General features: G+C 53.6%; 22 protein-coding genes. 12 read left to right on the top strand and 10 right to left on the bottom strand.

Annotated features, from left to right (window positions below):
* Window positions 1–19 precede the first annotated feature (19 nt).
* Both AB9F26_RS11640 and AB9F26_RS11645 read right to left on the bottom strand, forming a co-directional pair.
* On the bottom strand, window positions 20–481 hold the full coding sequence (locus AB9F26_RS11640) for a hypothetical protein (RefSeq protein WP_335585446.1): 462 nt from the start codon (window positions 479–481) through the stop codon (window positions 20–22).
* Window positions 482–483: 2 nt separating this feature from the next.
* On the bottom strand, window positions 484–756 hold the full coding sequence (locus AB9F26_RS11645; protein ID WP_335585447.1) for a hypothetical protein: 273 nt from the start codon (window positions 754–756) through the stop codon (window positions 484–486).
* Window positions 757–983: 227 nt separating this feature from the next.
* Between AB9F26_RS11645 and AB9F26_RS11650 the strand changes: the two genes are divergently transcribed.
* Both AB9F26_RS11650 and AB9F26_RS11655 read left to right on the top strand, forming a co-directional pair.
* Complete coding sequence (locus tag AB9F26_RS11650) at window positions 984–2,093, top strand: AI-2E family transporter (protein ID WP_369768112.1); 1,110 nt, start codon at window positions 984–986, stop codon at window positions 2,091–2,093.
* Between the two features lie 12 nt (window positions 2,094–2,105).
* Entirely contained in the window at window positions 2,106–2,441 is a 336-nt protein-coding gene (locus tag AB9F26_RS11655) for a TfoX/Sxy family DNA transformation protein (RefSeq protein WP_369754526.1), read from the top strand.
* A gap of 214 nt (window positions 2,442–2,655) precedes the next feature.
* Here the strand turns inward: AB9F26_RS11655 and ndk are convergent, their stop codons facing one another.
* Window positions 2,656–3,078, bottom strand: coding sequence for a nucleoside-diphosphate kinase (gene ndk / locus AB9F26_RS11660; RefSeq protein ID WP_335585450.1), 423 nt, complete (start codon window positions 3,076–3,078; stop codon window positions 2,656–2,658).
* A 127-nt stretch (window positions 3,079–3,205) separates the two neighbouring features.
* Between ndk and AB9F26_RS11665 the strand changes: the two genes are divergently transcribed.
* From AB9F26_RS11665 to AB9F26_RS11675, 3 genes are read left to right on the top strand one after another with little or no spacing between them, the layout of a single operon-like run.
* Window positions 3,206–5,059, top strand: coding sequence for an ABC-F family ATP-binding cassette domain-containing protein (locus tag AB9F26_RS11665; RefSeq protein ID WP_369754527.1), 1,854 nt, complete (start codon window positions 3,206–3,208; stop codon window positions 5,057–5,059).
* A gap of 2 nt (window positions 5,060–5,061) precedes the next feature.
* Entirely contained in the window at window positions 5,062–5,694 is a 633-nt protein-coding gene (locus AB9F26_RS11670; RefSeq protein WP_335585452.1) for a MarC family protein, read from the top strand.
* A gap of 23 nt (window positions 5,695–5,717) precedes the next feature.
* Window positions 5,718–6,302, top strand: coding sequence for a TIGR02281 family clan AA aspartic protease (locus tag AB9F26_RS11675; protein WP_369768113.1), 585 nt, complete (start codon window positions 5,718–5,720; stop codon window positions 6,300–6,302).
* Here the strand turns inward: AB9F26_RS11675 and AB9F26_RS11680 are convergent.
* Both AB9F26_RS11680 and AB9F26_RS11685 read right to left on the bottom strand, forming a co-directional pair.
* Window positions 6,299–6,760 (bottom strand): DNA polymerase III subunit chi, encoded by a 462-nt coding sequence (locus AB9F26_RS11680; RefSeq protein ID WP_335585454.1) that lies wholly within the window; start codon window positions 6,758–6,760, stop codon window positions 6,299–6,301. The two genes, AB9F26_RS11675 and AB9F26_RS11680, sit on opposite strands and share 4 nt — an antisense overlap.
* Window positions 6,760–8,226, bottom strand: a complete 1,467-nt coding sequence (locus AB9F26_RS11685; RefSeq protein ID WP_369768115.1) for a leucyl aminopeptidase — start codon at window positions 8,224–8,226, stop codon at window positions 6,760–6,762. The genes AB9F26_RS11680 and AB9F26_RS11685 overlap by 1 nt, the downstream gene beginning before the upstream one ends.
* A 128-nt stretch (window positions 8,227–8,354) precedes the next feature.
* On the opposite strand from AB9F26_RS11685, the gene lptF reads away from it, so the two are divergent.
* From lptF to rsmA, 6 genes are read left to right on the top strand one after another with little or no spacing between them, the layout of a single operon-like run.
* Window positions 8,355–9,479, top strand: coding sequence for an LPS export ABC transporter permease LptF (lptF, locus tag AB9F26_RS11690; RefSeq protein WP_335585456.1), 1,125 nt, complete (start codon window positions 8,355–8,357; stop codon window positions 9,477–9,479).
* Window positions 9,476–10,573, top strand: a complete 1,098-nt coding sequence (gene lptG / locus AB9F26_RS11695) for an LPS export ABC transporter permease LptG (protein WP_369754529.1) — start codon at window positions 9,476–9,478, stop codon at window positions 10,571–10,573. The genes lptF and lptG overlap by 4 nt, the downstream gene beginning before the upstream one ends.
* The gene (locus AB9F26_RS11700; RefSeq protein ID WP_369768117.1) at window positions 10,573–12,741 is read left to right on the top strand and encodes an LPS-assembly protein LptD; all 2,169 of its coding nucleotides are present in this window, start codon (window positions 10,573–10,575) and stop codon (window positions 12,739–12,741) included. The genes lptG and AB9F26_RS11700 overlap by 1 nt, the downstream gene beginning before the upstream one ends.
* Window positions 12,742–12,788: 47 nt before the next feature.
* Window positions 12,789–14,015, top strand: a complete 1,227-nt coding sequence (locus AB9F26_RS11705) for a SurA N-terminal domain-containing protein (protein ID WP_369768118.1) — start codon at window positions 12,789–12,791, stop codon at window positions 14,013–14,015.
* Window positions 14,012–14,986: a 4-hydroxythreonine-4-phosphate dehydrogenase PdxA gene (pdxA, locus tag AB9F26_RS11710; protein ID WP_335585460.1), complete on the top strand. Its 975-nt coding sequence runs from the start codon at window positions 14,012–14,014 to the stop codon at window positions 14,984–14,986. Before AB9F26_RS11705 ends, pdxA begins: the two co-directional genes overlap by 4 nt.
* A gap of 9 nt (window positions 14,987–14,995) precedes the next feature.
* The gene (gene rsmA / locus AB9F26_RS11715; RefSeq protein ID WP_335585461.1) at window positions 14,996–15,838 is read left to right on the top strand and encodes a 16S rRNA (adenine(1518)-N(6)/adenine(1519)-N(6))-dimethyltransferase RsmA; all 843 of its coding nucleotides are present in this window, start codon (window positions 14,996–14,998) and stop codon (window positions 15,836–15,838) included.
* 64 nt (window positions 15,839–15,902) lie between these two features.
* On the opposite strand, the gene AB9F26_RS11720 is transcribed toward rsmA, so the two are convergent.
* From AB9F26_RS11720 to AB9F26_RS11740, 5 genes are all read right to left on the bottom strand, one after another.
* Window positions 15,903–16,625 (bottom strand): DUF4167 domain-containing protein, encoded by a 723-nt coding sequence (locus AB9F26_RS11720; protein WP_335585462.1) that lies wholly within the window; start codon window positions 16,623–16,625, stop codon window positions 15,903–15,905.
* A gap of 234 nt (window positions 16,626–16,859) precedes the next feature.
* Window positions 16,860–17,708 (bottom strand): peptide chain release factor N(5)-glutamine methyltransferase, encoded by an 849-nt coding sequence (prmC, locus tag AB9F26_RS11725; protein WP_369768120.1) that lies wholly within the window; start codon window positions 17,706–17,708, stop codon window positions 16,860–16,862.
* Window positions 17,705–18,754, bottom strand: a complete 1,050-nt coding sequence (prfA, locus tag AB9F26_RS11730; protein ID WP_039000620.1) for a peptide chain release factor 1 — start codon at window positions 18,752–18,754, stop codon at window positions 17,705–17,707. The genes prmC and prfA overlap by 4 nt, the downstream gene beginning before the upstream one ends.
* Before the next feature lie 299 nt (window positions 18,755–19,053).
* Window positions 19,054–19,458: a DUF1499 domain-containing protein gene (locus AB9F26_RS11735; protein ID WP_335585465.1), complete on the bottom strand. Its 405-nt coding sequence runs from the start codon at window positions 19,456–19,458 to the stop codon at window positions 19,054–19,056.
* A 25-nt stretch (window positions 19,459–19,483) separates the two neighbouring features.
* Entirely contained in the window at window positions 19,484–20,647 is a 1,164-nt protein-coding gene (locus tag AB9F26_RS11740; RefSeq protein ID WP_369768121.1) for a M20 aminoacylase family protein, read from the bottom strand.
* Window positions 20,648–20,716: 69 nt separating this feature from the next.
* Here AB9F26_RS11740 and mazG point away from each other — a divergent pair, with 69 nt between their 5' ends.
* Window positions 20,717–21,544, top strand: coding sequence for a nucleoside triphosphate pyrophosphohydrolase (mazG, locus tag AB9F26_RS11745; RefSeq protein ID WP_335585467.1), 828 nt, complete (start codon window positions 20,717–20,719; stop codon window positions 21,542–21,544).
* The last annotated feature ends 4 nt before the right edge of the window (window positions 21,545–21,548 follow it).

Consider the following 21,548-nt stretch of genomic DNA (forward strand, 5'->3'; position numbering starts at 1 on the left):
GAAGCCACAGATTAGGACCCTATTTTTTCAACGCCTTTAACAAGGCTGCAACAACGCCATTGAGTAAACCCGGTGCAAACATCGCAAATGGATCGCGCGCCATAGAGCGCACACTTTGAGCGAGGAGTTTTGCTTCTTGGGTCGCATCTTGAATTTCTGCTTCCAAATCTTCAAGAGCCAAATCCCGCACTTCGGCAACGCTTGCGACGTCGGCATCTGCGTTTTGGTGATTGGCAATGGACACAAAGAGACCCGCCACGAGGAAGTTGGCAAACGCCACGATCAAGGCCGCCATCGGCTTTGACACTTGGGTCGCTAGTTCAAAATACGCGGCGCCATTTAGCATGACTATGCCAAGACCCGCGGCAATCCCTGCCATCACCATCATCACGGTTTGACGCCGCAAAACCGCCATGCGCCGTTGCGCCATCAGGCGCTCAGCACGTAAAATGATTGTTATATTCCTGCTAATACGGCTCATAACTACCCCCTATGCCCAGAACGTCCGAACAGATAGCCAACGAAAAATATTCCCAACGCTGTCAGGACTGGCTTGCGGTGCGGCAGTGTTTCGAGGTCTTCCAATGCTTGATGGACCAGCCCCGCAAACTCGCCCTCTTCAAACAGCCCAGACGAGTCGGCTTGGGCTGCTGCAGTGTCCGTTTGAACGTCCTCTTGCGAGGTCACGTTCTTGATTTCGCTTAACGCCTTTCGAAGTTGAGCCAGCTCCGCCTCGAGTTCCGCTTTCGTCGCCATAGCTTGTGCTCCTGTTCATTTTCTTGGTTCCGCAGCCATCCTGTTAGCCATAATTGCGCGAAAAACTGCACGCGTTTTTCCGCAACAAAGCCCCCCAGCCAATTACAATCGTTAAATAAATTTCATTCAATCCCCCGTGCACAAAAGAGTTTAACATCGCCCCCTCTAAAGTATAGGATTATTTCGGAGAATGGATTCTTTACGCGTCGCAAAAAAGGGGAAGACGATTGGACACTGACCGCCCAAGCAACATTCGTTTCACCCAATCCAGCGCGCAACAATGGATACCTGTCGTTGTTTTGACGGTTATCGTTACATTTCTTTACTTGGACGTCGCACGTCCGTTTTTGGTCTCTCTCATCATGGCAGCAATTGTCGCCGAGATGTCGGAACCTTTGTATAATTTCGTGCTGAGACATCTGGGAAATCGGCGCGGCCCCGCGACCGTCGTGACACTGCTCGTATTACTCGCGTCTATTATTACCCCGCTGATCGGCGTCGCGTTTATGGCAGCCGAGCAAGCCTCGTCTCTCACGACGGGGGCTGTGGGTCTCTATCAAACCATTGCAAAGAATCCGCCGCATTTTGAGATTCCCGACTGGGTTCCCTTTCAAAGCGACCTTGAAGATGCTTTGCCCCAAATTCGCGCGAAAATTCAGGAATTGGTTGTAACTTTCGCAACGTATTTCGCCAGCGTTTTAGGAGCGCTTACAAAAGGAACCGCCTTCTTTTTCCTGCACCTTTTTGTGTTTATTTACTCCATGTTTTATTTCCTCCAAATGAAAACCTCCATTATTTCGCAGGTTTTGGCGTATTCAACCCTCCCCCTCCCCCTCCAAGCTGCGCTCAACGAACGAATTATTTCCGTCAGCCGCGCAACCCTGAAAGGCACGCTTTTAATTGGCATCGCCCAAGGGGCCCTCGGTGGCCTAGGCTTCTGGGTTGCCGGAATTAGTGCGCCCGTTTTCTGGGCCGTTGTGATGGCAATTGTCTCCATCATTCCTGCGCTCGGCCCGACCGCAGTTGTGCTCACGGGGGCGATATATTTGGGTGTTGAGGGGGAAACGGGTCCAGCCATTGCGCTCGGACTATGGGCGGTCCTTGTTGTCGGGACGATTGATAATTTCCTGCGTCCGATCCTTGTTGGGCGGGACGCGCAAATCCACAACATTCAGATTTTGATCGGAACTTTGGGCGGGCTGGTGGTATTTGGCGCGGTTGGCCTTGTCTTGGGGCCGGTTTTGGCGGGGCTTTTCACAACCGTTTGGCAAACCATCCGCGACATGGCACCAGACGCAAACCCTGAGGCAGTGTCGCTCCCAGTCACCAACGATTAACGGAACATTTAAGTGTCACAGAACGAACCCGTTTCAGTCATTCGCAATATTGGGCCAGCCTCGGTCGACCTTTTTGCGCGCGCCGGAATTCACTCCGCCGAGCAGGTACGCGAGCTTGGACCGGATGCGACCTATCGCAAACTCGTCACGGCAGGCACGCGTCCGCATTTCATTGGCTATTACGCTCTGGTGATGGGTCTTCAGGGCCGCCCGTGGAACGACTGTAAAGGTGCCGAGAAAGAAGCGCTTAGGGTGCGGTTCGATCAGATAAAAGATAGCACACAGGCCGCGCCATTGGCCGGGATCGAAAAAATTCTCGACGAAATCGGGGTCCGCGCAAAGAAATAGACGCCCGCGCATTTTCAAGCGCAATCAGCTTGTTGATCTAGGCCTCAATCAACCGCCGTGGCTAAATCGGACGTTTGCACTGAATATCGTTTCACCTCAGCGCTTAATCAGACTTCGCCAAAGGTTAATCCAGCGTTTCTGCCCCTGTTCCCCAAAAAGCAAAAAGCCCGCACCAGTTAAGGCGCGGGCTTTCCTTTGGTAAACCTAAAAAGGCTTAGCCAACCAATTCAAGGCCAGAGAAGAAGAACGCGATTTCTTCTGCTGCTGTTTCTGGAGCGTCGGAACCGTGAACCGAGTTTTCGCCGATTGAAAGTGCGAATTCTTTGCGAATTGTGCCGGCTGCTGCGTCTGCTGGGTTAGTTGCGCCCATAACTTCGCGGTTTTTCGCGATTGCGTCTTCGCCTTCAAGAACTTGAACAACAATTGGCTCGGAGATCATGAATTCACAAAGTTCGCCAAAGAAAGGACGCTCGGAGTGTACGCCATAGAATGTTTCTGCTTGAGCAAGTGTCATTTGAATGCGCTTGGATGCAACGATGCGCAGGCCAGCTTCTTCGAATTTTGCTGCAATTGCGCCTGTAAGGTTGCGTTTTGTAGCGTCTGGTTTGATGATCGAGAAAGTGCGTTGAACAGCCATGATGGGCTCCTATCGGGTTGGACAATCAGGCAAAAGCCCGCGAAAATATCGCCGCTCTGCTAGCATGCCCTTGCTCGGTTGAAAAGCGGCGATTGACCGCGCCCTCACAATGGGGCAAACCCCGCCCATGTTGAAAATTTCTGATATATCTTATTCGGTCAATGGCCGCCCGCTCCTGCAGAACACATCTGTTACGATTCCTGATGGCCACAAAGTTGGCATCGTCGGTCGTAATGGCACGGGGAAGACGACTCTTTTCCGCCTCATCTGGGGCGAATTGGTGTTGGAAACCGGTTCCATCACGATGCCCAAAGGCGCGCGCATGGGCGGCATTTCACAGGAAGTGCCGTCAAACGAAGTGTCCTTGATTGATACAGTTTTGGCCGCCGATACGGAACGCGCCTCCTTGATGGCGGAAGCCGATACCGCCACCGACCCCCACCGGATTGCCGAAGTGCAGACCCGTCTAACCGACATTGACGCATGGAGTGCCGAAGCCCGCGCAGCCCAGATTCTTAAGGGTCTTGGCTTTGATTCCGAGGCCCAGAAACGCCCCTGTTCGGATTTCTCGGGCGGTTGGCGCATGCGGGTCGCTCTTGCGGCTGTGCTGTTTTCAAAACCCGATTTATTGCTCCTCGATGAGCCGACAAACTACCTCGATCTTGAGGGCGCTTTGTGGCTTGAGAACTATTTGGGCAAATATCCGCATACCGTTTTGATCGTGTCGCACGACCGTGGGTTGCTCAATCGGGCGGTTGGTTCGATCCTGCATCTTGAAGACAAGAAACTGACATTCTATCAGGTGCCATACGACAAATTCGCCGAACAACGCGCCGCGAAATTGGCCGCTGCGGCCTCCGAATCTAAGAAGCAAGACGCCCGCCGCGCCCACCTTCAGAGCTTTGTTGACCGCTTTAAGGCGAAAGCTTCTAAAGCGACTCAGGCCCAAAGCCGCGTAAAAATGCTCGCAAAAATGACGCCAATCAGCACACCGAGCGAATCCGCGCTCAAACGGTTCTCGTTTCCTGAGCCAGAAGAGTTGTCACCACCGATTATTAATATGGAAAGCGCAAGCGTGGGCTATGGCGACAAGGTGATCCTGAAAGGCCTCGACCTGCGGATTGACCAAGACGACCGCATCGCGCTGCTTGGGAAAAACGGCGAAGGGAAATCGACCCTGTCGAAACTGCTTTCAGGCCGTTTGGAAACCATGAGTGGTCGGATGAATTCGCACAATAAGCTGCGGATCGGATATTTTGCCCAGCACCAAGTCGACGAACTCCATGTGGATGAAAATCCGCTCGACCACTTGCGTCGGGTGCGCCCCAAAGAATTGCCCGCCCGTCACCGTGCGCGGCTCGCAGGCTTCGGCCTTGGGGCAGATCAGGCCGACACCCTTGTAGGTCGGCTTTCTGGCGGCCAAAAAGCGCGGCTTTCGCTCCTCTTGGCAACAATCGACGCACCGCATCTCCTCATCCTCGATGAGCCCACCAACCACCTTGATATCGAAAGCCGCGAAGCGCTCGTTGAGGCGCTCACCGCCTATACAGGGGCCGTTATTTTGGTGTCGCACGACATGCACCTCCTCTCGCTGGTCGCGGATCGGTTGTGGCTTGTAAAAGATGGCACCGTGCATCCGTTCGAGGACGATCTGGAAGCCTATCGCAAGTTGCTACTCACGAGCGATGCCCCCAAAAAGGCACGCAGCCCAAAAGTTGCCGCCAAGAGCAAACGTCCAACTGGGGATCAGATGAAAGCGCTGCGCGCCGACGTGAAAGTTTGTGAACAAAGAGTCGCAAAACTCAACGATATGGGTGATCGTCTTGCCAAGAAACTTGCCGATCCGTCTATCTATGAAGAAGGTAAATCGGGTGAAGCCGAGGTTTGGCAAAAGAAATACGGCGAAGTACGTGACGCGACGGATCGTGCCGAAGCCATGTGGATGAAATCGCTAGAGAGGCTTGAAAAAGCAGAAGGTTAAGTTTGGATTTTACGATCTTAATTCCGGCATTCGCGACCCTTTTCGTGATCATTGATCCGATTGGATTGATGCCGCTTTTTGTGGCGATGACCCAAGGGATGTCCCAACATCGCCGCCGCGCAATAGCGGTGCGTTCCGTGGCAACCGCGGCCGTTTTGCTCACTCTGTTTGGACTTCTCGGCGAAACCGTTCTGGGATTTATCGGCATTTCAATGGACGCTTTCCGCATAGCGGGCGGCGCTCTTTTGTTCCTAACTGCGCTTGATATGCTGTTTGATCGCCGCTCAAAACGCCGTGGCGACCAAGCCGCCGAAGCGACAAGCGAGGAAGATTTCGACGACCCCTCGGTTTTCCCCCTCGCAACCCCTCTGATTGCAGGGCCTGGGTCCATCGCGACTATGATCCTGCTTGTCGGCCATTCCGAGGGCACAATCGGCTTGATCGGAATTTTGCTCACCATGTTTGCGGTGCTGCTGTGTGCCCTTGCGCTCTTCTTTGCAGCAAGCCCTTTTGAGCGCATTTTAGGGCCAACGGGGATCAACGTTGTAACACGTCTTCTTGGGATGCTATTGGGAGCACTCGCCATTCAATTCATACTAGACGGCATACAGGGCTTCATTCAGTCTGCCCTTTAATCCATTGAACTAAAGAGGTTTTCATGAGCGGAGACGACACAGGACGATTGATCTACTTGGTTCTTCTTGGCACTGTCATTGCCAGTTGGTTCTTTGTCCAAAACCGCCAATCCATGGGAAAAACTCTACAACAGGGCGCGCTTTGGGGCCTGATTTTCGTCGGGTTCGTCGCCGCTTACGGCCTCTGGGAAAACATCAAATCCGACCACGCGACGCAGTCATCCTTTCAGGACGGCGACGGTGAAATCATCACGCTCGTGCGCCACCGCGATGGCCATTTTTACGCCGAACTCACGATCTCGAATACTCGTCTCGAATTCCTTGTCGATACGGGAGCCACTGACATTGTTTTGAGCCAAACTGATGCCCAAAAACTGGGAATTGATGTAAACGACCTACAGTTTTTCGGCACAGCAAATACCGCAAATGGCGTTGTAAAAACCGCGCGGGTCCAATTGGCGGATATTGAGTTTAATGGGATCAAAACGCCCAGAATTGCCGCATATGTAAATCAAGGCGACCTCAATATATCCCTTTTGGGGATGTCCTATCTGAGCCAAATGAGCAGCATTGAAATCGCTGGCGACAGAATGATTTTGCGCCGTTAGGAGCTCTCGGCCTTTTTTACCCAAGAGCCCGTTTCTTCTGACCAATAAATCGCCTTCGCCCCCTCAGACGTCAGGGTTTTCCATTGCGCGCGCGCGCGGTCAACGGACTCGGGGTCGGTCCCGTCAAACAAAACACAGGCCCGTTCGGATGCAGAAATTTCCTCGGGTGAAAGCGTCGCCCCTTCGAGGGAAATCAAACAGGTCGCGCCGTTAAGGATCTCCGATTTAGTGGTCAACAATACCGGCTGGTCGGCATCATGTGGGCCACCCGCAAGGCCGTGCGGCAAAAATCCGTCACGCGGGTTGCGCCACAAAGCATCATCGATTTGTGCCAGAGATCCCGCATCGACCCCGCGCACAGCGACACGCCACCCTGCCTGAAGCGATTTTTCAAGCAGGGTTGTCAGCGTTGCAATAATGGGACTTTGGGTGACGTGATAGAAATAGACCTGTCCCATCAGTCCTCAAAACGATCGCGAATTAGGCGGTCGATGGCAACAACACCCCATCCAGTTGCCCCGCCCGGTGCAAGATCTGTGCCGGTTTTAATATGAGCCACACCCGCGATATCGAGATGTATCCATGGCGTTTTCTTTTGGACAAACCGTTGAAGGAACTGCGCCGCCGTGATCGATCCTGCCGCGCGTCCACCAATATTTTTCATGTCGGCAATCGGGGATTTCAAAAGCTTGTCATAGCTGGCGCCAAGGGGCATCCGCCATGCGCCTTCATTCTCAGTGCGCGCCGCCTTGAGGAAGCGATCACAGAATTTGTCATTATTGGAAAACACGCCAGCGTTGTCATGGCCCAACCCAACGATAATTGCACCCGTCAGCGTCGCCAGATCGATCATCCCTGAGGGTTTAAACCGTTCCTGCGCATACCACATCACGTCGCACAAAACGAGACGCCCTTCCGCGTCCGTGTTCAAAACCTCAATCGTGTCGCCTTTCATCGAGGTCACAACATCGCCCGGACGCATGGCCTTGCCGTCGGGCATATTCTCAACGATTCCAACGAGCCCCACGACATTTGCTTTGGCATTACGAAGCGCGAGGCTGCGCATAACGCCCGCAACAACACCCGCACCGCCCATGTCCATTGTCATGTCTTCCATGCCCGCGGCGGGCTTGATGGAAATGCCCCCCGTATCGAACACAACGCCCTTGCCGACCAAGGCCAAAGGCGCTTCTTTTCCGCCACCGTTCCACTGCATAACAACAACTTTAGAAGCACTTTCGCTGCCCTGCCCAACGGCCAAGAGCGCGCCCATACCAAGTTTTTCAAGCTCGGCTTCCTCAAGGATTTCCACCTCTAAACCGAGGTCTTGCATGGCCGCCAAACGCGCTGCAAAATCATCGGTTGTCAGAACATTCGAAGGCTCGTTCACCAAATCGCGGGTGAAGAATACCCCTTCTGCAAGAGCGGCAAACGGAGCGGCCTTCGCAGCAATATCTTCAGGCTTTCCGACTTGAAAGCGCACTTCGCCGCGTTCTTTTACACCGCTGGTTTTATGGGGTGTAAAATCATAGGACCGCAAGGCAAGCCCAAACGATATCTCGGCGGCTTTGCCAATTGTATTGGCGCAAACCAAAGTGCTTTCTTTGGTTAAGCCCTTGGCGATAGTGGCCCCTGCTTTGCGTGCATTTTCGATTGTTGGATTGCGGGAAAGGCGAATAACCTGAATGGCAGTTGCCAACATGCCCGACGGATAGGCCAAATCAAGCCCCATTCCTTCCTTCATTTCTTCAAAAGCATCACTCAAGATAAACCGTCCAAGTGCACCCTTTGTAATACGGTTAATCCGCCGAGATGAACGATCAAGCCTCCCGTGAGGCTCTAAAAACACAACAATGCGTCCAGTTTGTTTTGCGATCGAATCTAAACTTATGTCGTCAAAATACAGGGCAATGGGTGTGGTCATCAGAGACTCCTTTGAATGTGTCCCCATATTGGTAGCCTCCAAACGGCGACATGACCAGATAGCAGTTTTCCCCAGCGCAATATTCCGATAAGTTTACCCAATTCAACCAAGATTTCGAGGGGATTCACGTGGCGAGATTCGACAGATATGTCCTGTCGCAACTGATGGTGCTCTTTGGTTTCTTTTCCTTGGTTCTCGTGCTGGTCTATTGGGTCAATCGCGCGGTATCTCTGTTTGATCAAATCATCTCAAGCGGTCAATCGGCTGGCGTTTTCCTTGAACTTACCGCGCTTGCTTTGCCACGCGTCATCGTCCTTGTTTTGCCATTTTCTGCTTTTGTTGGAACGGTTTACGCGGTGAATAGACTTTCGTCTGAGAGCGAAATGGTTGTTGTCCAGTCGGCAGGTTTCAGCCCGTATCGCATGGCGCGTCCGGTGATCGTTTTCGGGTTTATTGTGGCGATTATGATGAGCATTCTGTCCCACGTTCTTATCCCTGCGGCGACGAAACAGATTGGAATCCGATCGTTAGAATTGTCGCGAAACATCACCGCGCGCCTTTTGGTGGACGGGACATTTTTAAATCCGACCAAGGGAATTACGCTCTATATTCGCAATATTTCACCTGACGGAGCCCTGAATGAGATCCTTTTATCGGATGCACGCTCTAAGGGCGTCCGAACCACATATACGGCCAAACGCGCGCTTTTGGTGGAAGACGCCTCTGGACCAAAGTTGTTGATGCTTGAAGGCATTGCGCAAAGTTTGCGGGCGGAGGGGCAACGGCTGTTTACCACAAGTTTTCAGGATTTAGTTTTTGATATCAATGACCTAATCGCCGCGCCCTCGACAAGAAACCGAACGATCAGCGAGTTATCCACTTGGGAGTTGTTACATCCGACACCTGCCCTCCTCGCGGAAACGAAGGTCAATGAAGCCCGTATGCTGTCTGCCGCGCATCAAAGGCTTTCCCAACCTCTCTTGGCGTTGGTGAGCGCACTTATCGGGTTTTCCTGCCTTCTTTTGGGTGGGTTTAGCCGCTTCGGACTCTGGCCGCAGATTGGATTTGCCTTTGTGCTGTTGATTGTTGTGAAGGCTGTCGACTCGGCAGCCCTCGACATGAGTTTACGTGCCGCAAACTTTTGGTGGGCAGCCTATCTTCCAGCGCTTGTTGGTGTCGGAATGTCCGGTACCCTGCTTTGGTTTGCCGCCAATCCGCAAGTCCTTGCCCAATTGCGGAGGTGGGCGCGATGACTCTCTATTTCTATTTGGCACGCAAGTATTTGAAAGCCATTTTTGGTGTCTTTTCCGTCTTTTTGGGCATTGCCTTTCTGCTCGACATTGCTGAACAAATTCGCAAATTTGGCAATGTCGATCTTGGATTTTCCGATCTGATTACCCTTGCGGCGCTCAATACCCCGAGTTCGATGTATGCTATTTTGCCACTTGTTGTTGTGCTCGCGACCCTTGCGCTGTTTCTGGGGCTTGCACGTAGTAGCGAATTGGTTGTCATTCGCGCCTCTGGTCGAAGTGCGATCAAAAGTTTGATCTCGCCGGTGATCGTCGCGTTTCTGTTTGGGGTCATCACAGTTGCGGTTTTCAATCCCATCGTGGCCGCCACAAAAAAGCAATATGAATATGTGTCGCGCCAATTCACGACGGACCAATCCTCTGTTATGTCGATCAGCGCGGAGGGCCTTTGGCTTCGGCAGGTGGACAGCGAAAACCAAACGGTAATTCGCGCCGCAGGAGCCAATCTTGACGGCACCGAATTGCAGCAAGTGACGTTCCTTATCTTCAGTCAGGAAGGCGACCCGTTGACGCGCATTGAGGCCGCAACAGCGGTGCTTGAGGACGGATACTGGGCATTGAGCGGGGTCAAAAGATGGCCCCTTGAAGGCAGTACAAACCCAGAGCGCGATGCCATTCTGTTGGAAGATTTTGCCCTTGAAAGCGACCTGACTGTTGACAAAATTCGCGACAGTTTTGGAACGCCCAATGCGATCTCGATTTGGGATTTACCAAATTATATCGATCAGCTGGAACGCGCCGGTTTCTCTGCCCTTAAACACAAGGCTTGGCTGTATCGCGAGTTGGCAATGCCGTTGATGTTTGTGGCTATGGTGATGATTGGCGCGGGTTTCACGATGCGCCACACGCGTTTTGGCCGTACTGGGGTGATGATTTTAGCCGCGATTCTCCTCGCCTTTAGCCTTTTCTTCCTTCGGGATTTCCTTCAAATTTTTGGAGAAAACGGACAATTGCCGATTGCCCTTGCCACGTGGTCACCGCCGATCGTGTCGATCTTTATCGCGATGGCCCTTTTGTTACATATGGAGGACGGGTAATGTTCGAAATCCGTCCTGTGACACGCATTTTGGCTAGCGCGGTACTTGTGGCGTTTGCAATCCCCACCACGTTTGCCCATGCGCAAACCACGACCCAACAGGGACAGAATGGTCCTGCAAGTCTGGTGGCCGATGCAATTTCAGTGAACAGTGACGGCGATTTGGTCGCAACGGGGAACGTCGAGGTTTTCTTTGACGGAGCGCATTTGAAGGCGCACAAAATCACCTATCAATCCAAACAAGAAACGCTGCTGATCGAGGGGCCCATGAGCCTAACAAGGGGCACGGAAACTCTGATCTTGGCGGATAGTGGTGCGTTGGATCGCGACCTTCAAGAGGGTCTTCTTGTCGGCGCGCGTCTTGTTCTAAACCAGCAATTGCAAATGGCCGCGAACCAAATTCAACGCGTCGACGGCCGCTATACCCGCCTTTACAAAACGGTTGCGTCCTCCTGTGAGGTCTGTGCGAGCAACCCGACACCGCTTTGGGAAATACGGGCCGAAAGCATCGTACACGACCAATTGGAAAAACAACTCTATTTCGAAAAAGCGCAACTACGGGTCATGGGGGTGCCTATTTTTTACTTGCCATACATGCGCCTTCCCGGCCCATCGCTCGAACGCACACGTGGTTTTCTCATCCCGTCCCTCGTGTCGAATTCCCAGTTGGGCCAAGGTGTGCGGATTCCGTATTTTCTGCCCTTTGGCACCTCAAAAGACCTCACCCTCGCCCCTCTTGTTACCAATAATACCAATACGATGGAGTATCGTTACCGCCAAGCCTTCCAGAACGGATTGCTTGAATTTGAGGGTGCGATTTCGAAGGACGACATCATGCCCGACATCACGCGCGGGTATCTCTTTGGCGGTGGTGAACTCGCTGTGGCACAGGACTTTATCTTGAAAATTCGCGCCGAAATCGTTTCGGATCATGACTATCTTTTGACCTATGATTTCTCGGACCAAGATTTGCTCAACAGCACCATCGATTTGTCGCGGGCGAAACGATATGAGTATATTAGCACCGCGCTTTCCAATGCGGAATCCCTGCGCGAAGGCGACGACAATGCCACCTTGCCCAACCTCGCCTTTGACTCGGTCTATGAGCGACGTTTCTTTCCTGTCGGCGTTGGTGGATCGGCAACGTTTTCTGCCTCCTTTCATGCCGCACAGCGCCAATCCGACGAAAACATTGTCGGACGGGACGTGCAACGCGGCGCGGCCTTTCTAAGTTGGAAAAAGACAGCGCTCGTTGGCAACGGCATGCTCTTTTCCGCGGGGGCGGATGTGGGGGCCGAACTGTATGGTATTGAGCAAGATACGACATATCCGCCGTCCGAGTTCCTAACTTATGGCACCCTTGGGGCCGAATTGCGCTGGCCGCTCATGAAGTCATCTCAGGATGGCACAAAGCACCTTTTGGAACCCATCGTTCAAGTGTTTTACAGCCCTCTTCAAAGCGACTTCCCGCCAAATGAAGACAGCCAAGACGCCACATTGGACCCGGGTAACATGTTCTCGGGCAACCGTTTTCCCGGATTGGATCGACGCGAAGCGGGGACATGGGCCAATATTGGGTTAACTTACAAACGCGTTAGCCCAGACGGATTAACCTTTGGAGCAACCGTTGGGAGGGTGGTGCGCGCCCAAGACCCCGATTTGTTCTACCAAGGGTCGGGATTAGCCGGTTTTCAATCGGATTGGTTAGCGTCTTTTGAAGTCGATATCCTAAACAGATTGTCCTTTGCATCGCACTCCCTGATTGACGACGACTTCTCGTTTACGCGTAGTGAAAACCTCCTGACTTACACCGATGATCGGTATAATATTTCAACAGGCTATATTTGGCTTACACCGGAACCAGCGCTTGATCGATATACAAACACTTCGGAATGGACGTTTGATGCTGACTACCTGATCAACTCAACGTGGTCTGGTGATGTATATTGGCGCTATGATTTGGCCGCCGTCACCCCCACAGAAGCGGGTTTCGGCTTAACCTATCAAAATGAATGCGTTGAGATTGACCTTTCGCTCTCGCACCGCTTCACTTCCTCCGATAACGTGGACCCTTCAACGAGTGTTGGCATGACCGTTGCTCTTACTGGGTTTGGCTCGGATGGCTCAAAACCCAAGAAGTCGGTTCAAAAATGCAGGCGTTTCAATTAATCATGCGACGTGACGACCAGAATGACAAATAACAAGGCCCAGTAGCAATGACAGTACCTAAACACTTCTTTCATACGATCCTTGCCGTTTTTCTCGTGCTTGGCGCCGTGCCTAGTGCGCAGGCTCAGGGTCCATTTGACATTGTGGTGCGAGTCAACGAGCGCATCATCACACAATATGAACTCGAACAACGCGCCCTCTTCTTGAAAGCGTTGGGCACCGCTGGCAACCTCACCCAAGAATCCACCGACCGTTTGATTGATGAGCGTCTCTATTTGGATGCCGCTGAGCGCCTCGGTATTTCCGTTGAGGACGAGGCCATAAACCAAGGCATGATTGAGTTCGCTGGGCGCGCAAAGCTTGAGCCAGAAGAGTTCATCCAAGCCATGGCCGAAGAGGGCATTGACGTTCAAACGTTTCGGGATTTCGTCGCTTCAGGCATCCTTTGGCGCGAGGTAGTGGGCACGCTCTTTGGTCAACGCGGGCGCGTCTCAGAGGCGGAAGTTGACCGCGCCCTTTCTCTGTCGTCCCAAACCGGTGGCGTGCGGGTGCTGTTGGGCGAAATCGTCCTTCCGGCTGACACGCCCGAGAACCAAGAACGCGCGGCCGTCATTAGCGCCGAAATCCAGAAGATCACGAGTACAAAGGTTTTTTCCGAAGCAGCAACAGCCGTTTCCGTTTCGCAATCCGCGCCAAATGGTGGCCAGTTAGACTGGCTGTCCCTCGCTGATTTGCCGCCTGCATTTCGCCCTCTTCTCCTGACACTCGCCCCCGGTGAAATCACCGACCCTATTGAAATTCCAAATGCATTGCTGTTTTTTCAAATGCGTGCAATTCAGGAAACGGCTGCGCCAATCCCGACGGCCCTCGCGGTGGAATACGCACGGCTCTATTTACCAGGCGGGCGCGCACCGAACGTCGTGAAGCAAGCAATGAGTCTGCGTTACACTGCTGATTCCTGCGACGATCTATATGGGCTGTATCCCAATTCAACCGAGGAGCAGCTTGAGATCATCTCGCAAGCCCAGTCAGACGTGCCAAGCGACATCGCGGTAGAGCTTGCGAAACTTGACGAAGGCGAAGTCTCGGCGAATTTAACCCGCAACTACGGACAGACTTTGGTGGTGCTTATGCTTTGTGGGCGCACGGCCGAAATCGTTGAGGACGAGACTCGCAACGCCCTTCGCACCCGCCTGATTAACGAGCGCGTCACATCTTATGCCGATGCGTATTTAGCTGAATTGCGGGCAACCGCTTTGATCCGCGAACCATGATTCCACCGATTGCTTTAACCTGTGGCGAACCTGCGGGCGTGGGTATGGAAATATCCGAGAAGGCTTGGTCTGAACTGTCGGGATCTGTGCCGTTTTTCCTCATCGCCGATCCGCGCCACTTGGTGGGGTCGGTGCCCCATGTTTTGATTGACCACCCAAATGAAGCCGCAAGCGCGATGGCCGGTGGCCTACCCGTTTTGCCCCATTCTTTTGCTACGCAGAACCACTTCGGAACCGCCACTGCGGCCAACGCCCAAGGCGTGATCGACGTGATAGAAAGGGCGGTTAAATTGGTTCAATCCGGCCAAGCCAGCGCAGTTTGCACCAACCCCATCCACAAAAAAGCCCTTAAAGATGGCGCTGGATTTGCCTTTCCCGGCCACACGGAATTTTTAGCGGATTTGGCAGGGGTGGAGCGCGTAGTGATGCTGCTGGCCTGTGATCAGTTGCGCGTTGTACCCGTCACAATCCATATTGCGTTGAGCGAAGTTCCAAAACAACTCACCCCCGAATTGCTGCGCGAAACCTTGCGGATTACAGTCGCCGGATTGCAGGGCGACTTCGGCATATCCAAACCTCGAGTTGCCGTCGCGGGCCTCAACCCACATGCTGGAGAAGGCGGGGCAATGGGGCGTGAAGAACTCGACATGATCAACGGTGTGATCGCGCAAATGCAGGTCGAAGGAATGGACCTTCGCGGCCCCCTGCCCGCAGATACCATGTTCCATGCGCGCGCCCGTGCGAGCTATGATGTAGCGGTCTGTATGTACCACGACCAAGCCCTGATCCCGATCAAAACGCTCGATTTTGATCGCGGTGTCAACGTCACTCTGGGCCTTCCCTTCGTGCGCACCTCGCCCGATCATGGCACCGCTTTTGACATTGCTGGCCGTGGGATTGCTGAACCCACAAGCCTTATCGAAGCCCTCAAACTTGCGCATAAAATGGCGACTGCGCGTGCGCAAAATTAGGACCGAACAATGGCAACAATAGACTCCCTCCCTTCGCTCGCGCAGGTGATCGAAAACCACCAACTTTCCGCCAAGAAATCCCTAGGGCAAAACTTTCTACTCGACCTCAATCTGACGTCCAAAATCGCCCGCCAAGCGGGGGACCTAACGCAATGCGATGTTCTCGAAATCGGCCCCGGCCCGGGCGGGTTGACCCGTGGTTTGCTGGCCGAAGGCGCGCGCCGCGTACTGGCCGTGGAAAAAGATGCGCGCTGCCTCCCCGCACTCGCGGAAATTGCCGCTGTCTATCCAGGGCAACTTGAGGTGATCAACGGCGACGCGCTGGAAATCGACCCATTGTCCATGCTGACACCGCCCATCCGTGTTGCGGCCAACTTGCCCTATAACGTGGGAACCGAACTGTTGGTACGCTGGCTCACCCCCGCCGTATGGCCGCCGTTTTGGCAGAGCCTGACTTTGATGTTCCAGCGCGAAGTGGCGAATCGTATCGTCGCCGAACCGGGTGGAAAAGCCTACGGGCGACTCGCGATTTTGGCGCAATGGCGCTGTGATTGCCGTATTGTCATGAGTCTCCCACCCGAGGCCTTCACGCCCGCGCCAAAGGTTCACTCTGCCGTAGTTCATTTACAAATGCGCGAAAAACCGTTGTTTGAGGCCGACCCCAAAGTTTTGTCCCGCGTTGTGGCTGCGGCTTTCAATCAACGCCGCAAAATGCTCCGCGCAGCCCTCAAAGGGCAAGCACCCGACATCGAGGATCGTCTGATGGCAGCGGGCATCAAACCCACCGAACGCGCAGAGCAATTGTCCATTGAGCAATTCTGTGCCTTGGCCCGTGAGTTAGCCAAACCCTAAACTCTAGGCATAAAAAAGGGCTAAAGGTTTCCCTTTAGCCCTCTCTTTAACGAATTTTAAAGACCTACTCGCCTGTTGGCTCGGACCGGGGAGCAGCCTCTGAAGCAGGTGTACCCGCATCGACATTTTTCTCGATTGGCTTACGACGGCGCGGGGCACGTTTTGGCTTTTCTGAAGCTGGCTCGGCCCCGTCTACTGGGGCGGCAACTGGGTTTTCAGTCCTAGGCTTACGCGGCGGGCGATTAGAAACCTTGCGCGGTTTGGCCTCAGGCGTATCCACCAATCCGCTATTATCAGTGCTTGTATCCAACAAATCAGGTTGTGGGCCAGAACCCAAATCAGGCTGAACAAAGGGGCGCGGCGTATCTGGCTTGGCAACCGGCGTCGGAGCGGATTGTACGGGCGGTTCAATCGGGGAAGTACCTGCGGCCTGCGTTTCTTGACGTTCGAACCGCTCCGTGCGCTCGCTGTCGCGCTGCGCCTGACGGTCACGGTTTTGGGCTTCTTGGCTTTCACGGCGCTCTTCGATTTCGCGCATATTTTCGGCCAACAGGCGGGTGTAATGCTCGGAATGCTGGGCAAAATTCTCTGCAGCGACTCGATCATTTGACAACTGAGCATCGCGCATCAGTTGGTTATATTTGTCGATTATTTGCTGTGGCGTCCCGCGCACCTTACCTTCAGGTCCCGAACTATCGAAAACCCGATTGGTTAAGTTTCCACCATTGTTTGATGGAAAACGGCTACGGTTATTCTTACCGCGTGAGCGTGTTTTGGAAGATCTCATATTTTTTTCTATCCAGCCCTATATGGCAGTCGTAAGGTCCATGCCGCGCCTCTTGCGTGGGGTTTCTATACCGGCCCTGACGATTTCTGGCTTATCAGCAAGGGGGACCGCCTATTAAGCATCCGCCGCCTTACCTTAATCAGGAGTAAACACGACCCCGCGCGTAAAACAAGCATAAATTTCATCTTAGAGGCATCATTAGGCGATTTTCGCACAATACGTGTGAAATTTCCGTCAATTTTCCGCCCAAACCCCCGAAACAGCCCTGTCATTGTTGGAAAGGTCTTTGGAAACAGCAACCTGTGTGAAGCCTGCCTGTTCAAACATTTGAGCCACCTGTAGACCTTGATCAAAACCGATTTCCACGATGAGGCGTCCGTTTGGCACAAGGTATCTGGGCGCGTTTTGGGTAAGAATTTGGTACGGGCCAAGTCCGTCTCCCCCCGGCGTAAGGGCACCATGCGGTTCCCAGTCGCGCACTTCGGGTGCAAGGGTTTGCATGGCCTGTGCACTGATGTAGGGAGGATTGGACACGATTAGATTGAAAGCCTGTGGTGGAATGTCAGCGAACCAATCGCTCGTTATGAATTCAGTGCGGCTGGTAAGGTTGAGCGCTTCGGCGTTGCCGCGCGCCACAACCAACGCGGCCGCACTCACGTCGGTCGCAAGCCCCGTGGCCTTGGTCTCCGCCAGCAAAGTGAGCAGGATGCAGCCGCTGCCGGTGCCAAGATCAAGCACCCGCTCAAAAGGGCGTTCAAGGGCCAAGTCAATCACAAGTTCCGTATCTGGACGCGGATCTAAGACATCGGGCGTCACCCGAAAGTCGCGCCCATAGAAGGCCCGCAGGCCGATAATTTGCGACACGGGTTGGCGGGCCATGCGCGCCGCAATAAGTGTCTCATACTCCGCGAGGGCCACGCTGGACATCGGCTCCTGATCCACCAAAGTGAGGCGCGCGCGTTCCGTTTTTAAGGCATGCGCGAGTAAAATACGCGCGTCGGTGGCGGGATCGGCGACCCCCGCCCCTTTAAGAAGTCGAACTGCTTCGAAAAGGGCAACCGCCCCCGTCTTCTCAGCGATCAATTTTCCATCTCGGCCAAAAGCTCGGCCTGAGCATGGGTGGTAAGCGCGTCAATGGTTTCATCCAAATCGCCAGCCATCACCTGATCAAGTTTATACAGGGTCAGGTTGATTCGGTGGTCGGTCATGCGCCCCTGCGGGAAATTATAGGTGCGGATACGTTCGCTACGATCGCCCGACCCCACCATGCTTTTGCGGCTGGCAGAGCGTTCGTCGTGCAGCTTTTGACGTTCCAAATCATAGAGCCGTGTTTTGAGCACGGTCATCGCGATTTCGCGGTTGCGGTGCTGCGATTTCTCGGCGCTCACAACGATGATGCCTGTAGGGATATGGGTGATCCGCACGGCGGAATCGGTGGTGTTGACGTGTTGCCCACCCGCGCCGGAAGCCCGCATGGTATCGATGCGAATATCATTGGTGTTGATATTAATATCAACATCTTGGGCTTCAGGAAGCACGGCAACGGTTGCCGCCGACGTATGTATCCGCCCGCCGCTTTCGGTTGTCGGCACACGCTGAACACGATGCACGCCACTTTCGTATTTCAGGCGCGCAAAGACGTTTTCGCCCGAAATCCGCGCAACCAATTCCTTGACCCCGCCAAGCTCACTTTCATTGTATTCAATGATCTCAAATTTCCACCCGTGATTGTCGCAATAGCGCTGATACATGCGCATCAAATCGCCTGCAAACAACCCCGCCTCATCGCCCCCCGTTCCGGGACGGATTTCCAACATCGCGGGACGAGCATCGGCCTCATCCTTGGGCAGGAGTGTAAGTTGCAAAGCGGATTCAGCGAGGGGAAGACGGGCGCGCAAAACGGGCAGCTCCTCATCCGCCAGCTCTTTCATCTCGGGATCCAACAGCATCTCTTCGGCATCAGCTATATCACTGGTGAGCTGTTGATAGGACTGAATTTCATCAACCACGGGCTTAAGGTCGGAATATTCCTTGGCCAGGACCGCAATATCAGACGTTCCCTCCGCCATAGAAGCTTCGAGAAATTGAAACCGTTGCAGGATCTGCATGAGTGTGTCTGTTGCTATCATGCTATGGAAATGCGTTATCTGCCGGATTTGGTCAAGGGGGCGAAATGTGCTAAGATCGTCATATGAACGGTTTAAGCTTAATTTTTGCTTTGCTGGGCACAGCAAGCCTTGCCGAAACGGCCAACCAAAGCGTTGCTGCGCCACCGCTGCCTGAGGTTTCATGCTATTGCACCGATAAAACAGGAAGTCGCGTCGAACTGGGTCAAACCGTCTGCTTACAGGTTGATGGACGTATGTTTACCGCCCGCTGCGAGATGTCGCTCAACAACCCAATGTGGCGCGAACAATCCGAGGGCTGCCTATCCTCCGGTCTGTATCAAATCCGCGACCCATCCTTGGATACGCGCCTGATTCACCCCAAGATCTTTTTTCCCAAATCTTGACCTGCCAACAATCGTCGTCTCGGATCCTGATTGCTCAATTGTGGTATAATCTGGGAAGTTCCAAAGCGCTGAACGGGTGATATAGGTGACGTGCCGCTCCTCGGGAGAGCCCGCCAGAACCTTGGTGCGGTCCGTTTGCAGGATAAGATCATGCAGTTGCAAAAAATCGATCCCCTGAAGCGTGGTCCGATAACTCTTCTCAGACGGTTCCGCTATGTCATGAACCGAACGGTGCCACAGTGATGCAGGACTAGGTGCCAATCGGACATAGAGCGAAAAAAGGGCCAAGACCCCCACCAATCCCATGAGTAGTTTAATCATTACGTGTCAATTCTCTAAATGAAGGTCAGGTTAAAGGCTGGGAGTTTTCTACCATACGGGCAAAGAAAGACGCGCCAATCGGTAGGATTTCATCATTGAAAACATAGGCGGGGTGGTGAACTTGCGCGCCCATACCCTGCCCCAAATGAAGATAGGCCCCGGGGCGTTCTTCGAGCATATAGGCGAAGTCCTCGGCGGCCATGATCCGACTTGCGTCTTCGTCCACATTGGCCTCTCCCACGATGCTCCGTGCCACTTCTGCGGCCTTTGCGGTTTGCGCGGCGTGGTTGATCGTGGCCGGATAACCTTTGTGATAAACTAGCTTTGCATGCACCCCGTAAGCGCTTGAATATCCGCTACAAAGTTCCTCAAGCCGTTTCATCACCATGGCCTGTACATCCTTTGAAAAGGTGCGCACGGTTCCATTGATATAGGCCGTATCGGGGATAATATTGTCGGCGGTCCCCGCGTGAATTTGTGTGACAGATACCACCAAATCGTCGGTCGCTTTGTGATTGCGACTCACAATGCTTTGGATGCCTTGCGCAAGCGCGACAGCAGCCATAATCGGGTCGGCGGTTTCGTGCGGCATCGCGGCATGTCCGCCGGTCCCTTTGATGAAAATATCAAAGCTATCAACCGCTGCCATATTCGGCCCGACGCAGGTTTCAAACTTGCCGACAGGCACTTCGGGCGCGTTGTGGATGGCATAGACTTCTTGGATGTCAAAGCGGTCCATGACGCCTTCTTGGCACATCACTTCGCCGCCGCCGCCGCCTTCTTCGGCAGGCTGGAACAACAATGCTACCCGCCCCGAAAAATTGCGGGTTTCCGCGAGATATTTGGCCGCGCCCAGCAACATCGTCGTGTGTCCATCGTGGCCACAGGCGTGCATTTTTCCGTCATTCTTGGACGCATATTCTACGCCGCTTTCTTCTTGCATCGGGAGAGCATCCATATCGGCGCGCAGGCCAATTGTGGGGCCAGGTTTTTGGCCGTTGATGATCGCAACAATCCCCGTTTTGGCGATGCCTTCCTCAATCGAATCCACCCCAAATTCACGAAGTTTCTGAGCGACGAACGCAGCTGTCTCGTGGCATTCAAAGCCAAGCTCTGGGTTCTCGTGCAATGCCCGACGCCAAGTGGTCATTTCCGCACTCAGATCCCCTATCCGATTGATAACTGCCATCTGCTCTGGACTCCCATGCCGTCGTTTGTCTAACTCGCCATAGTCTTTCTGAAACAAAAGGGCGCTGCAATGGCACAACAACCTCTCCTGACGTCAAATGGCGAAATTTCACGACTTTTGGCCATAATGGAGCGTCTAAGAGACCCCGAAACGGGCTGCCCTTGGGATGTCGAACAGGATTACGCCAGTATCGCCCCTTATACGATCGAAGAGGCCTATGAGGTTGCCGACGCGATTGAACGGGGTGACATTGCGGAACTTGAGGGCGAATTAGGCGATTTACTCCTTCAAGTCGTGTTTCAAGCGCAAATCGGTGCCGAGGCCGGAGATTTCACCTTCCAAAGCATCACCCAAAACATCAGCGACAAAATGATCGCCCGCCACCCGCATGTTTTTGGTGACGAAAGCCGCGACAAATCTGCAGCGCAACAAACAGTTGATTGGGAAAAAATCAAGGCCGCCGAGCGTTCCGACAAAGAACAAAAAGGTGCTCTGGAGGGAGTGGCCGTTGGGCTTCCTGCCCTGCTGCGGGCTGTGAAATTGCAAAAACGTGCGGCGCGGGTCGGCTTTGATTGGCCCGATATTTCGCAGGTTTTGGATAAGGTTGTTGAGGAAACCCACGAACTCGCCGAGGCACGCGCAGAGCTTACCCAAACCGAAGTTGAAGAAGAATTCGGGGATTTGCTTTTCGTCATGGCCAATGTTGCCCGCCATATGAAAGTCGACCCAGAGGCCGCGCTCCGTGCTGCAAACGCCAAATTTACACGGCGCTTTGAGGGGATCGAAGCCCTACTTGCGGAGCAGGGAAAAACTCCGGTCGAGTCCAATCTGGCTGAAATGGACGCGTTGTGGGATGCTGTGAAACGCCTAGAAAAGCGCGCAGTTACAACAGGGTAATCTA

This window comes from Falsihalocynthiibacter sp. BN13B15, assembly GCF_041205415.1.
GTDB lineage: Bacteria > Pseudomonadota > Alphaproteobacteria > Rhodobacterales > Rhodobacteraceae > Falsihalocynthiibacter > Falsihalocynthiibacter arcticus.

What these genes read in the sequence shown, in the direction of transcription:
- AB9F26_RS11680 (WP_335585454.1), bottom strand. Translation starts at nt 6,760, where the DNA reads ATGGGACAGGTCTATTTCTATCACGTCACCCAAAGTCCCATTATTGCA.
- prfA (WP_039000620.1), bottom strand. Translation starts at nt 18,754, where the DNA reads ATGATAGCAACAGACACACTCATGCAGATCCTGCAACGGTTTCAATTT.
- ndk (WP_335585450.1), bottom strand. Translation starts at nt 3,078, where the DNA reads ATGGCTGTTCAACGCACTTTCTCGATCATCAAACCAGACGCTACAAAA.
- AB9F26_RS11720 (WP_335585462.1), bottom strand. Translation starts at nt 16,625, where the DNA reads ATGAGATCTTCCAAAACACGCTCACGCGGTAAGAATAACCGTAGCCGT.
- AB9F26_RS11665 (WP_369754527.1), top strand. Translation starts at nt 3,206, where the DNA reads ATGTTGAAAATTTCTGATATATCTTATTCGGTCAATGGCCGCCCGCTC.
- rsmA (WP_335585461.1), top strand. Translation starts at nt 14,996, where the DNA reads ATGGCAACAATAGACTCCCTCCCTTCGCTCGCGCAGGTGATCGAAAAC.
- AB9F26_RS11645 (WP_335585447.1), bottom strand. Translation starts at nt 756, where the DNA reads ATGGCGACGAAAGCGGAACTCGAGGCGGAGCTGGCTCAACTTCGAAAG.
- mazG (WP_335585467.1), top strand. Translation starts at nt 20,717, where the DNA reads ATGGCACAACAACCTCTCCTGACGTCAAATGGCGAAATTTCACGACTT.
- AB9F26_RS11705 (WP_369768118.1), top strand. Translation starts at nt 12,789, where the DNA reads ATGACAGTACCTAAACACTTCTTTCATACGATCCTTGCCGTTTTTCTC.
- AB9F26_RS11675 (WP_369768113.1), top strand. Translation starts at nt 5,718, where the DNA reads ATGAGCGGAGACGACACAGGACGATTGATCTACTTGGTTCTTCTTGGC.
- AB9F26_RS11700 (WP_369768117.1), top strand. Translation starts at nt 10,573, where the DNA reads ATGTTCGAAATCCGTCCTGTGACACGCATTTTGGCTAGCGCGGTACTT.
- AB9F26_RS11740 (WP_369768121.1), bottom strand. Translation starts at nt 20,647, where the DNA reads ATGGCAGTTATCAATCGGATAGGGGATCTGAGTGCGGAAATGACCACT.
- lptG (WP_369754529.1), top strand. Translation starts at nt 9,476, where the DNA reads ATGACTCTCTATTTCTATTTGGCACGCAAGTATTTGAAAGCCATTTTT.
- AB9F26_RS11640 (WP_335585446.1), bottom strand. Translation starts at nt 481, where the DNA reads ATGAGCCGTATTAGCAGGAATATAACAATCATTTTACGTGCTGAGCGC.
- AB9F26_RS11685 (WP_369768115.1), bottom strand. Translation starts at nt 8,226, where the DNA reads ATGACCACACCCATTGCCCTGTATTTTGACGACATAAGTTTAGATTCG.
- pdxA (WP_335585460.1), top strand. Translation starts at nt 14,012, where the DNA reads ATGATTCCACCGATTGCTTTAACCTGTGGCGAACCTGCGGGCGTGGGT.
- AB9F26_RS11735 (WP_335585465.1), bottom strand. Translation starts at nt 19,458, where the DNA reads ATGATTAAACTACTCATGGGATTGGTGGGGGTCTTGGCCCTTTTTTCG.